Origin of the sequence: Peribacillus sp. NPDC058075, from assembly GCF_042885195.1 — a bacterium.
In the GTDB taxonomy this organism is placed as follows: domain Bacteria; phylum Bacillota; class Bacilli; order Bacillales; family DSM-1321; genus Peribacillus.
Genome location: NZ_JBHVSL010000009.1, coordinates 1 through 12,846, shown reverse-complemented (window position 1 = coordinate 12,846; position 12,846 = coordinate 1). Strand labels below are relative to the sequence as shown.

The window sequence follows — 12,846 nt, the reverse complement described above, 5'->3', positions numbered from 1 at the left end:
ATTATAGACTCCTTTCTTCCTGCTTCTGTTCAGCCAGCTTCTCTCTTAAGGCCCTGAGTTCACTATCCAATTCCTTAAAGCGATCAGCGATTGGATCAGGAAGATCACAATGATTTAGGTCTTTGTTAATTTTGATGCCATCTTGAATGACCACTTTACCTGGAATGCCAACCACTGTAGAATTAGGTGGCACCTCCTTTAAAACAACCGATCCTGCACCGATTTTTGAGTTTTCCCCAACAGTGATGGAACCCAGCACTTTTGCTCCTGTAGCAATCAGGACATTATCCTTTATCGTAGGATGACGTTTTCCCTTTTCCTTTCCCGTTCCCCCAAGGGTTACACCTTGAAAGACAGATACATTGTCGCCAATTTCACAAGTTTCGCCAATGACGATCCCCATTCCATGGTCAATGAAGAAACGACGGCCAATCGTAGCCCCTGGATGAATTTCAATTCCGGTAAAAAACCGACTGATTTGAGATATACTTCTTGCCAGGAAAAAGAATTTCTTCTTGAATAGTGCGTGAGCCATCCTATGACTCCAAATCGCATGTAAACCCGCGTACGTCAATATGACTTCCAAATAGCTGCGCGCAGCAGGATCTTGATCAAAAACCACTTCGATATCCTCTTTAAACATCTTTAACAAAATGATTCCCCCTATGTTCCGTCCTTTTTCAACATCCCCTTTTGAAGCTTTTAAAGCATATAAAAAAGCGTCTCTGTCCAAATAGACAGAGACGCTTGAAGCGCGGTTCCACTCTGTTTGGAATGTAAAAACCAGATAAAGCTTTTTCCTGTTTTTTCATCCCCAACTTTAATCCCTGTAACGGAGGAAATTCCGCCTGTGCCTACTATAAGTTAGTTCAGCAAAGGACTCAAGGGTGCATTTCAGAAAACGAGAGGCTTGAACCACTTTCAGCAGGTTATGGTTCTCTCTAAAAAGCTTCGTTTACTTACTTCTCCCCATCTACGCGTTCTTTTGTAAGATTATTAAATACTATATTACATTTTCGACAAATTGTTAATATAAAATACTCTGAATACGCTGTTTAATTTTTTCCTTGCCCAATAATGAAATCGCCTTAGGCAAGTCAGGACCATGTGTTTGACCCGTGACGGCAGCCCTTATCGGCATGAATAATTTTTTTCCTTTATGACCTGTGCCTTTTTGTACGGCTTTAATCGACTTCTTGATTTCATCCGCGTTAAATTCTTCAAGCCCTTCAATCTCCTGAAGGAAAGCTTTCATGACTTCCGGTACCTGCTCTTCAGCCAGCACTTCCTTAGCTTCTTCTTCGAACACGACCTCATCCTTGAAAAACAGTTCAGATAGCTCGACTATTTCTGCTCCATAGCTCATCTGCTCTTGAAAAAGGGAAACTAGCCCTTGTACCCACTCTTCTTCTTCGGCGGTCAGTGTCTCTGAAACCTTCCCGGCTTTAATTAAGTGGGGCATTGACAATTCCACTGCACGATTGACGTCCAATTGCTTCACATATTGGTTATTCATCCATGTAAGCTTTTGTTTATCGAAAAGTGCAGGTGATTTAGACAGCCGGTCCGCATCAAAAATATTAATGAATTCTTCCTTCGTGAAAATCTCTTCTTCCCCGACCGGAGACCATCCTAGTAATGTAATGAAATTGAATAACGCTTCAGGTACATAACCAAGCTCTTCATACTGCTCAATGAATTGAATGATCGACTCATCACGTTTACTCAGTTTCTTCCTGCTTTCGTTTACAATCAGCGTCATATGTCCGAATACCGGCGGTTCCCAGCCGAAAGCTTCATAAATCATCAATTGTTTTGGAGTATTGGAGATATGATCATCACCGCGAAGGACATGGGAAATCTTCATCAAATGATCATCTACGGCCACTGCAAAGTTATAGGTTGGAATGCCATCCTTTTTAACGATAACAAAATCACCAAAGCCATCTGTTTCAAACGAAACCTCATCCTTGACCAAATCTTTGAAAGTAAGGACCTTACCAGCCGGAACGGCAAAGCGAATGCTCGGTTTTCTTCCTTGAGCCAATAGTTCCGCTTGCTCTTGCTCAGTTAAATGCTTGCACTTCCCTGAATATTTTGGCGTTTCATTGCGTTCGACCTGTCCTTCACGCTCTGCTTCAAGCTCTTCTTCCGTACAATAGCATTTATATGCCAAACCCTTATCTAAAAGCTCTTGATACAATTCCTGATAAAGGTCGTTCCTTTCGGATTGACGATATGGCCCGTATTCACCGCCAACATCAACACCTTCATCCCAATCCATACCAAGCCATTTCAAATATTTAAGCTGACTATCCTCTCCGCCTTCAATATTTCTCTTTTGGTCGGTATCTTCAATACGGATGATGAATTTCCCGCCTTTATTACGTGCGTATAAATAATTAAATAAAGCAGTCCGTGCATTACCAATATGTAAATGTCCAGTCGGACTCGGTGCATAGCGAACTCGAATATCACTGCTCATGATATATATAGACCTCCCAGTCGTTCTATTCTATTGTATATATTATCATTTAAATACATTGGGATAAAGGCATCCACCCTAAAAACGAATTTAGTTTGATTTAACCAATAAGACTACAGCCTGTGCAGCGATTCCTTCGCTCCTGCCTGTAAATCCAAGTTTCTCGGTAGTGGTCGCCTTTACATTAATTCTGTCTATCGAGGCATCTAAAAGTTCAGCAATCCTGCCTCGCATCTCCTCAATATACGGTGCCATTTTCGGGCTTTGTGCAATGATTGTACAGTCCGCATTGCCTAGGGAATATCCTTCTTTTTTTACAATTGCCCAAATATACTGCAGCAGTTTTGCCGAATCGGCATCTTTAAATTCAGGATCGGTATCCGGAAAATGCTTACCGATATCCCCTGCACCAATTGCACCCAAGCAGGCATCAGCAACAGTATGCAGAAGGACATCCGCATCAGAATGCCCTAGCAAGCCTTTCTCATACGGAATCGTAATCCCTCCAATAATCAAAGGTCTGCCTTCTACAAGCTGATGAACGTCATATCCTTGTCCTATTCTAAACATATCATTCTCCCCAATCATCTTTATCCATGTTGTTGTTTATGTAAAATCGCTTCTGCAAAATAAAGGTCTTCCTGAGTCGTAATTTTAATATTATCATAATTGCCCTCAATAATAACTACCTGTTCATTGATCCGCTCTAGCAAACTTGCATCATCCGTCCCTAAAAATGCTTCAGCTTCTGCCTGTTCATACGCACTTTTTAATATGGATACACGAAAAGCTTGTGGAGTTTGCACCGCCCACAAGCTTGATCGTTCCACTGTTTCCACTACCTCTTTGTTTGCCGCTTTTTTAATGGTATCCTTAACGGGCACTGCAATTACAGCACCTCCATGCAGGGAGGCTGCAGTAGTCAATTCACTGATTTGCCCAAGATTGATAAAAGGGCGGGCACCGTCATGAACCAGGATGATTTCTTCTTCTGCATGTTGCAGTCCATTATACACGCTTTGTTGGCGCTCCTTGCCGCCCATGACCAGTTTCTTGACCTTTTTAAGCCCATACTCCGCTATCAATTGATTGAAATAATCCTTTTCTGCCGGGTTTATCGAAAGGATAATCCCCCGACAGTCAGGATCTTCTTCGAAGACACGCAGTGTATAAACAATGATCGGGATACCCGATAGTTCAATAAAAAGTTTATTCTTGCCCGCCTTCATTCTTTTGCCTTGTCCAGCTGCAGGTATCACTACTTCATAAAACATAACGGTTTCTCCTACTCTTCTTTATAATGCTTTTTCTAATAGTTTCGGTTTAGCGAATATCATCCGGCCTGCAGAGGTTTGCAATACACTTGTGACAAGTACATCGATCCGTTTCCCGATATGGTCGCGGCCACCCTCGACTACGATCATCGTGCCATCGTCCAAATAAGCGATGCCCTGGTTCTGCTCTTTCCCGTCCTTGATGACTTGAACATTCATCTCTTCCCCAGGAAGTACAACTGGTTTAACGGCATTGGCCAGGTCATTGATATTAAGGACCGCTACATTTTGAAACTCACATACTTTGTTTAAGTTGAAATCATTGGTAACGACCATTCCGCCCGATATTTTGGCAAGCTTCACCAGTTTACTGTCCACTTCCTGAATGTCTTCAAAGTCCCCCTCGTACATCTCCACTTTAATCGGTAGGTCTTTTTGAATCCGATTCAAGATATCCAAACCGCGTCTTCCGCGATTCCTTTTCAATGCATCAGATGAATCGGCAATGTGCTGCAGTTCGTTTAATACGAATTGAGGTATGACGATGGTACCCTCCAGAAAGCCCGTCTGACAGATATCCGCAATTCTGCCATCAATGATGACGCTAGTATCGAGAATCTTCAGCCGCTTGCTATACCCCTCTTCATCCTCTTCGCTTGCTTCACCATCCGCATTCTTTTTCTTATTGCTTTTCATGAATAAACTCAACAGCTCATCACGTTTTTTAAAGCCCACCTGAAAACCAAGATAACCAAATAAAAGCGTAAGGATGATAGGTACCACCTTGATGGCACTGAAGGCGGAGCCAACCAAGAACGCCGCAAGCAGTCCCACTAAAAGGCCGACGCTGCCAAAAATTATATCCGTAATCGGTATCTTAACAAGCTGTTCCTCCAGCCACTTCATAAAATAGATCACATGATCTACTGCCCAAAAAGTTATAAGATAAAAGATAATGGCACCCAACAGTACACTTACATAAGGATTGTTTAATAAAGCAATATCGTCTGCATGTAAAACAATTAATAATTCAGGAATTAGTAACATACCAAGTGTTCCGCCGACTATTAAGAAGCATGCTTGTATAATGCGTTTTAACATCCCTTTCACCTCCCTCTACTCATTATTGACCAATAAAATAAAATGAAACCTTCGAAAATTCGTTTTCATTATATACGTTAAATTCACTTAAGGAATTAGTGGATTTACAAATACGACTTCTTCTCTTTTTCGTAATATTAGCCTAGCACCCTGAGTTTTGAGTGTCAAAAATAAACACCAATCAATTTCAAGCTGGTTCAGGTGAATGTTAAAAGGGCAGCTGCTCCTTACATCCTTCTATTTGTGACCAGCTGATTTTTTAAAATGCGGAGTCCTTCTTTGATTTTATTGGCGCGGACTTCGCCTATACCCTCCACATCGTCAAGGTTTTCAACCGTAGCTTTATTGACTTCACTAAAGCTTCCGAACTGTTTCACTAAATTTTCGATGATCAAACCCGGCAGGCGTGGGATTTTATGAAGAATACGGTAACCACGGGGATGCACTGACTCATCAAGATGTATGTATCCATGATAACCCAGCACCTTCAGAAGAATGCTTTCATCCAGTTTTTCCTGCATGGCCAACTCTTGAAGCCTAAAAATGATTTCCTCGGGATTTTCATCATTACTGGAGGTATAATCCTTGATAAGCCATTTTCCCTCCGTTTCAATATCTGCCAGGATTTCATTCATTTGCAAACGGATCAATCTTCCTTCCGTTCCAAGCTCATTAAGGTACGTTAGTAGCTCAGCCTTGATTCTGAGCACCATTACATAACGGTGAAATACCTGCAAAAGGTCGGCATAGGTCACGATTTCCTCGAACTCGAGCGCTCCTAAAACCGATATGCTCTGCTGCAGGACCACCTTGTATTTTTCAAGGGTCTGGATGGCCAAATTAGCCTTAGCGAGTATGACACCTATATCTTTAAGGGCATACCGGAAATTGCCTTGATATAAAGTGATGACATTCCGACGTTGTGAGATTGCGATGACCAACGACTTGGTCTCCCTTGCCACACGTTCCGCTGTCCTATGCCGCATTCCCGTTTCAGTGGAAGGTGTGCTATTATCCGGCACTAATTGGGCATTTGCAAAAATGATTTTATCGGCCGTTTCATTTAAAATGATGGCCCCGTCCATCTTCGCCAACTCATATAATGTGCTCGGGGTACAGCTACAGTTGATTTCGAAGCCGCCATCCACGATCGTTCGCACCTTCTCGTTATATCCGACCACTATCAAACCACCCGTATTTGCCCTCAGGACATTTTCAATGCCCTCCCGAAGCGGGGTACCTGGTGCTACAATTTGCAGAATTTCCAATTTTGTTTTCTCATACCCTTTTTTATCTGTCATACTTAACCCCCTAACGATTGTTTAAGAGCCTCCGAAACCGATGACACACCAACGATCTTAATACCTTTCGGCGCAGTCCATCCCCCTATATTATTAGCCGGTATGATAACCCGCTCAAACCCTAATTTCGCCGCTTCCTGTACCCTTTGTTCTATCCGTGACACCCTTCTGACTTCCCCAGTCAGCCCCACTTCACCAATGATGCAATCGGCAGGGTTTGTTGGTTTATCACGGAAGCTTGATGCAATGCTTATTGCGACAGCGAGGTCAATTGCCGGTTCATCAAGCTTGACCCCACCAGCAACCTTTAAATACGCATCTTGGTTTTGGAGCAGCAGCCCCACTCTCTTTTCCAGAACAGCCATTAAAAGCGAAACTCGATTGTGGTCAATTCCCGTGGCCATTCGCCTTGGGTTTCCAAAACTCGTAGGTGAAATCAATGCTTGAATTTCGACAAGCACCGGCCTTGTGCCCTCCATCGATGCCACGACTGTGGAACCCGAAGCTCCTTGCGACCGTTCTTCAAGGAAAATTTCCGAAGGATTCGCAACCTCTTCCAATCCATGTTCTTTCATTTCAAAAATACCCATCTCATTCGTCGAACCAAAGCGATTTTTAACCGCACGTATAATTCGATATGTATGGTGTCTTTCTCCTTCAAAATATAAAACGGTGTCAACCATGTGCTCAAGCAGCCGCGGCCCTGCAATGGCCCCTTCCTTTGTAACGTGACCGACGATAAAAATCGCGATCCCGTTCGTTTTAGCTATGCGCATGAGTGAAGCTGTGCATTCCCTCACTTGTGAAACACTTCCCGGGGCAGATGTAACCTCCGAATGATATACCGTTTGAATGGAGTCAATGATGACCAAATCCGGTTTTACCTCTGTAATGGCCTGTTGGATATAGTCCATATCGGTTTCAGCATAAACGAATAGATGTTCCGACATGGTCCCAAGCCGGTCCGCTCTCAATTTGGTCTGCTTGACTGATTCTTCACCTGATATATATAGCACTTTTTTCTGTTTATGCGCCAATTGTGATGATACCTGTAAAAGCAGGGTGGACTTACCGATACCCGGGTCCCCTCCGATCAATACAAGTGACCCCTGTACGATCCCGCCCCCAAGAGCACGATTCAATTCCATTAAATCCGTCTTAATCCGTGGTTCTTTTTCTGATTGAATGGTCGTTATGGGTGCTGCCTTCTCCCGTTCCCCGGAACCTCTAACCTCTGAATGGGTAAAAGCGCCCTTTCTAGCAGGTTTAACGATTTCGGTTTCCTCGACCATTTTGTTCCATTCACCGCAGCCTGGGCATTTCCCCATCCATTTCGCGGACTCATATCCACAAGACTGACACATAAATTTTGTTTTCTTCTTTACAGCCATAAATTACCTCTTCCTTTGGAAAAAATATCTATATTAAGGATATTATATCTCTGTTTTATTTAAACCTTCTTAAGGCTAAGTTTTTTTAAAAAAATATTCACTCTGCTTGTCCCGTTTATGCTCATATCTACCTATAGATAAAAAACAGAGGTACACTGCAAAAGAATCTGCGTGTACCTCGAAGTCTAGGATCAGGTTATTCACTTACATTAACAGGCTCGCCTTGCCGGATTGCAAACTCATTATTCACGACATCCATTACGACCGTTTGCCCTTTTTTCACGTTGCCTTTAAGCAACTCTTCGGAAAGATAATCTTCTACATGCTTCTGAAGCGCCCTGCGGATTGGCCTTGCCCCATATTCCGGATCAAAACCTTCCGTAGCAATTTTTTCTCTAGCCGCATCTGTCAGCTCCAAGTATATCTCCTGTTCTTTCAAACGGGTAGTAAGCTGATTTGACATTAATGTAACGATTTGTTTCAAATGATCCTTCTCTAATGAGTGGAACACGATGGTTTCATCGATACGATTCAGGAATTCCGGACGGAATGCACGTTTGAGTTCTTCCATCACTTTCCCTTTCATATTTTTATAGTCCTGGCCAGTATCCTGGATATTAAAGCCGACATACTTATCAATTTTCAAGGCCGACGCACCTACATTCGATGTCATGATTAGAATGGTATTCCTGAAATCGACTGTACGCCCCTTGGAATCTGTCAGTCTTCCGTCTTCCAATACTTGAAGAAGGATATTGAAGACATCCGGATGCGCCTTTTCTATTTCATCAAGCAGAACGACGGAGTATGGTTTCCTCCGCACTTTTTCCGTTAACTGACCGCCTTCTTCATATCCAACATATCCTGGAGGGGATCCAACAAGACGTGAAGTCGAATGTTTCTCCATATATTCGGACATATCGATGCGGATCATGGCATCTTCATCACCAAAAATGGATTCAGCCAAAGCACGGGCAAGCTCGGTTTTACCGACCCCTGTAGGTCCCAAGAAGATGAATGAACCAATTGGACGTTTAGGATCTTTCAAACCAGCCCTGGCACGTCGTACTGCTTTAGAAACCGCAATGACGGCCTCTTCCTGCCCAATTACGCGATCATGGAGGATTGACTCCATATTAAGCAGTTTATCTGACTCTGTTTGCGCCAGTTTAGTGACTGGCACTCCTGTCCAGCTGGATACGACGTGTGCAATGTCATCCACAGTCACTTCACTGTTCTCCTGCCCTTGTTTTTCTTTCCAAGTTTTTTTCGTTTCTTCCAATTGCTCTCTTAAGCGTTGTTCCGTATCGCGAAGCGAAGCAGCTTTTTCAAATTCCTGACTCTGAACGGAAGCATCCTTTTCCTTGCGAACATCGTCTAGCTTCACTTCAAGTTCCTTTAAGTTAGGTGGCGTTGTGTATGAGCGCAGCCTGACCTTGGAGCCAGCTTCATCAATCAAGTCAATCGCTTTATCCGGTAAAAAGCGATCGGAAATATAACGGTCGGATAATTTGACTGCGGCATCAATCGCTTCGTCAGTAATCGATACGCGGTGATGTGCTTCATAACGGTCACGCAGCCCCTTGAGAATTTGGATGGATTCCAAAATAGTCGGCTCATCGACTTGGATTGGCTGGAAACGACGTTCAAGCGCAGCATCCTTTTCAATATACTTACGGTATTCATCCAATGTTGTAGCACCGATACATTGTAATTCACCACGGGCTAATGATGGTTTAAGGATATTGGAGGCATCAATGGCACCTTCTGCACCACCTGCACCAATCAATGTATGCAATTCATCGATGAATAAGATGATATTGCCCGCCTGACGTATTTCATCCATTACTTTCTTCAACCGGTCCTCAAATTCACCACGGTATTTAGTACCAGCCACAACAGTACCCATATCAAGTGTCATTACGCGTTTATCACGTAAAATTTCAGGTACCTCATTATTAATGATCTGTTGGGCAAGCCCTTCAGCAATGGCTGTTTTACCTACCCCAGGTTCACCGATCAATACTGGGTTATTTTTTGTACGACGGCTTAATACCTCGATGACACGCTGTATTTCCTTACTTCTTCCGATAACGGGATCCAGGCTTCCTTCCCTGGCAATTGCCGTTAAATCACGGGCTAGGCCATCCAGTGTCGGTGTGCTCGCATTTGAAGCGGCCGAACCTTGATGTCCACCTGACTCATTGCTGCCCAAAAGCTGTAATACTTGTTGTCTGGCTTTATTTAAACTTACTCCAAGATTATTCAATACGCGGGCAGCTACACCTTCACCTTCTCGAATAAGACCTAGAAGCACATGCTCTGTCCCAACATATGAGTGACCTAGTTTTCTTGCCTCATCCATGGAAAGTTCAATGACTTTCTTGGCTCTTGGGGTATAATGTATCGTTTGAGCCGTATCCTGCCCACGGCCAATTAAATTTTCCACTTCTTTCTGAATCTTATCCGGACCCAATCCAAGAGCAAATAACGCTTTGGCTGCAATACCATCACCTTCTCGGACAAGACCCAGTAAAATATGTTCCGTGCCAATATTATTATGACCTAAACGGATTGCCTCTTCTTGGGCTAATGCTAATACTTTCTGGGCTCTTTCAGTAAAACGACCAAACATCATAGGGAATTCCTCCTTAAGAATTTTCGTTTTGAATAAAGTTGCTGGCAATTCTCTAAGTAATGGCAGAAGCTTATTCTTTCTCCATATCTATTACATGAAATTTGATACTCCCTAAAGAGGTCAATGACCTCTATGAGGAGGAAGATTCCGTGAAATTCAAGCGTTCCCGGATGAGTGCTGCTCTGCGAATATCCCTTTCATGGGGTCTTAAAGGGCCGCCTGCGTACTTTTGTAAAAATCCCGACTGCGTCAAAATCATCAACTCATTTAGAATGCTTTTGGAAATATTTTTTATATACCCAAGATCTATCCCTAACCTAACATCGGAAATACAGGTAGCTGCTTCCTTGGTCTCGATGATCCGAGCATTGGACAAAATCCCATATGAACGGAAAATTCTATCTTCTAATTGTATGTGGGAAGTCCTCGCTAGTGCATCCCTCGCTGACCGTTCCTGGGCTATGATTTGTTGCACTACACTTGTTAGATCTTCAACGATATCCCTTTCCGACTTTCCAAGAGTAATTTGGTTGGAGATTTGAAAAATATTCCCTAACGCTTGACTGCCCTCTCCATAAATCCCACGAACCACCAACCCCAATTGGTTGATAGCCGGTATGATATTATTCATCTGCTGAGTAAGAACCAGGCCGGGAAGATGCATCATGACTGAAGCCCTTAATCCTGTTCCCACATTAGTCGGACAACTAGTTAGGTATCCTCTTTCTTCATCATATGCATAGTCTATGGATTCTTCAATCCAATCGTCAAGAACATTTGCAGTCTTTAAAGTTTCCTTCAGCTGCAATCCCGACATTAAACATTGAATCCGGAGATGATCTTCTTCATTTATCATGATACTTATTTCTTCATTTTCCGAAAGGAGACATGCGCTTTTCGCTGAATCTTCAACTAAATGAGGACTGATTAAATGTTTTTCAACGAGAACGCGCTTTTCCAGTGGCTGCAATTGGTCAATCTCTAAAAGTTCGAGTTTCCCAATTTCGGGAGTCACTTCCTCTTCAATTCTTTTTTTGACCAATTCAATGATTTTTTTTGCTTCTTCGTTAGAAAAGGAGGTTGGGAAGGTAAAGTCTTTGAAATTCCTGGCCAGCCGAATCCGCGAACTCAATACAATATCGATTTCCGGCCCTTCGGCACTCATCCAGGAACTCAAAGCGTTTTCTACAAACTTTTCCAAGCTCATAATTCCTCGCCTCCCTCTTGGGCTTCATACCTTTTTTCAAGGGAACGTACCTTATCTCTTACCTCTGCCGCTTTCTCGAATTCCTCTTGATCAATGTGGGCCTTTAAAACTTCTTTCAAATCTGAAATTTGCTTTCTAATATAGATGGTGCCACCGATCCTTTTTGGAATTTTCCCTATATGTGCTGTATTTCCGCTATGAACCCTCTTTAAAATGGGATTTAACTGTTCATTGAACGTTTTATAACATTCGGCACAGCCAAACTTTCCAATATGGACAAATTCTTTATAAGATCGATGACAATGCGGGCAACGCCTCTCTTCCGTTTTCGGAAATGCATTTGCCTTCGTCTGTTGAATATTCGACTCCATATTCAACAATCCTGCTAATAAATTATTTATTGAAAAACCAGGTCCACCTGCATCCATGAATATTTCACCTTTTTCCTGAGCACATTTCTCACAAATCATGACTTCAGTCTTTTTTCCATTGATGATTTTGGTGAAGTGCAGGGTAGCAGGTTTTTGATGACATTCTTGGCAAATCAACTTACATCACCTCTGCCAGTTTCATTTATATTTTAAAGTCGTAAGCATCGCAGTTAAAATTCTTGCCCTAAGTTCATCGCGGTCAGGTAGGTCGATATAAATCACCGATCTATCTATGACGCTCATCATAATCTTTGCTTCTCTTTCATTAATGACGTCTTCGTTCATCAGCCGTGAAATTACTCCTTCAGCCATCGATTGAGTTACCCTGGAACCAATAAGCGATAATAATTGGTTGATAAGTTGCACGGAATCCTGTGATTCCACCTTCATGATGCGTATATAACCGCCGCCTCCACGCTTACTCTCAACAACATAACCTCTCTCGATAGTAAACCTGGTATTGATTACGTAATTGATTTGAGAAGGAACACACTGAAATTTATCTGCTATTTCACTTCTTTTAATCTCCAAGATATCTTTTTGACTTATTTCAAGTACTTGCTTCAAATAAGTTTCGATAACATCAGATATGTTTCTCACTCAGCCTCCTCCATCCTGACTTTGACTATATTTGACTATTATTATACAACGAATGATGCATTTTGCAACTTAAACGCACTTTCTTTCTGTAATATCCATTTTCTCCAAATTATATGTAGTTACATACCCCATTGAACATTAAAGTTGAAATATCTTACATAATACCCTAAAAAGATAAAGGCAAAACCTGGATTTTTTCTTCTCCTTAAGGTTTTACAACTTAAAATTCCGCCCAAACCCCAGCTCACCAAAAACAAGGCCAGCCCATGCTGTCCCTGAAATAAAAAACTTTTTTAATTACGAAAACCAAAAAAGACCAGCCGGATGGCTGATCTTTTGAAATGGCTTGGCGGCGTCCTACTCTCACAGGGGGAAACCCCCAACTACCATCGGCGCTGAAGAGCTTAACTGCCGTGTT

General features: G+C 42.5%; 11 protein-coding genes, 1 rRNA gene and 1 other annotated feature. All 12 genes read right to left on the bottom strand.

Annotated elements, in window-relative coordinates:
* Position 1: 1 nt before the first annotated feature.
* On the bottom strand, positions 2-652 hold the full coding sequence (cysE, locus tag ACFVS1_RS25620) for a serine O-acetyltransferase (RefSeq protein ID WP_101225864.1): 651 nt from the start codon (positions 650-652) through the stop codon (positions 2-4).
* Between the two features lie 84 nt (positions 653-736).
* Positions 737-985, bottom strand: a binding site (T-box leader).
* 42 nt (positions 986-1,027) lie between these two features.
* Entirely contained in the window at positions 1,028-2,485 is a 1,458-nt protein-coding gene (gene gltX / locus ACFVS1_RS25615) for a glutamate--tRNA ligase (RefSeq protein ID WP_387551929.1), read from the bottom strand.
* Positions 2,486-2,575: 90 nt separating this feature from the next.
* On the bottom strand, positions 2,576-3,055 hold the full coding sequence (ispF, locus tag ACFVS1_RS25610) for a 2-C-methyl-D-erythritol 2,4-cyclodiphosphate synthase (RefSeq protein WP_134784433.1): 480 nt from the start codon (positions 3,053-3,055) through the stop codon (positions 2,576-2,578).
* 20 nt (positions 3,056-3,075) lie between these two features.
* Positions 3,076-3,759 (bottom strand): 2-C-methyl-D-erythritol 4-phosphate cytidylyltransferase, encoded by a 684-nt coding sequence (gene ispD / locus ACFVS1_RS25605; RefSeq protein WP_387551925.1) that lies wholly within the window; start codon positions 3,757-3,759, stop codon positions 3,076-3,078.
* A gap of 21 nt (positions 3,760-3,780) precedes the next feature.
* Entirely contained in the window at positions 3,781-4,860 is a 1,080-nt protein-coding gene (locus ACFVS1_RS25600) for a PIN/TRAM domain-containing protein (RefSeq protein WP_352926848.1), read from the bottom strand.
* A 227-nt stretch (positions 4,861-5,087) separates the two neighbouring features.
* Positions 5,088-6,161 carry a DNA integrity scanning diadenylate cyclase DisA gene (gene disA, locus ACFVS1_RS25595; protein ID WP_063595517.1) on the bottom strand — a complete coding sequence of 358 codons (1,074 nt, stop codon included), beginning with the start codon at positions 6,159-6,161 and terminating at the stop codon, positions 5,088-5,090.
* A gap of 2 nt (positions 6,162-6,163) precedes the next feature.
* Positions 6,164-7,552 (bottom strand): DNA repair protein RadA, encoded by a 1,389-nt coding sequence (gene radA / locus ACFVS1_RS25590; RefSeq protein WP_101225859.1) that lies wholly within the window; start codon positions 7,550-7,552, stop codon positions 6,164-6,166.
* Between the two features lie 196 nt (positions 7,553-7,748).
* Positions 7,749-10,190 carry an ATP-dependent protease ATP-binding subunit ClpC gene (gene clpC / locus ACFVS1_RS25585; protein WP_352926844.1) on the bottom strand — a complete coding sequence of 814 codons (2,442 nt, stop codon included), beginning with the start codon at positions 10,188-10,190 and terminating at the stop codon, positions 7,749-7,751.
* A 130-nt stretch (positions 10,191-10,320) separates the two neighbouring features.
* Positions 10,321-11,397 carry a protein-arginine kinase McsB gene (mcsB, locus tag ACFVS1_RS25580; protein ID WP_352926841.1) on the bottom strand — a complete coding sequence of 359 codons (1,077 nt, stop codon included), beginning with the start codon at positions 11,395-11,397 and terminating at the stop codon, positions 10,321-10,323.
* Complete coding sequence (mcsA, locus tag ACFVS1_RS25575) at positions 11,394-11,945, bottom strand: protein-arginine kinase activator protein McsA (RefSeq protein WP_352926839.1); 552 nt, start codon at positions 11,943-11,945, stop codon at positions 11,394-11,396. Before mcsA ends, mcsB begins: the two co-directional genes overlap by 4 nt.
* Positions 11,946-11,966: 21 nt before the next feature.
* Positions 11,967-12,428 carry a CtsR family transcriptional regulator gene (locus tag ACFVS1_RS25570; RefSeq protein ID WP_048677843.1) on the bottom strand — a complete coding sequence of 154 codons (462 nt, stop codon included), beginning with the start codon at positions 12,426-12,428 and terminating at the stop codon, positions 11,967-11,969.
* 344 nt (positions 12,429-12,772) lie between these two features.
* Positions 12,773-12,846: ribosomal RNA gene (gene rrf, locus ACFVS1_RS26930) — 5S ribosomal RNA — on the bottom strand; the annotation flags it as partial.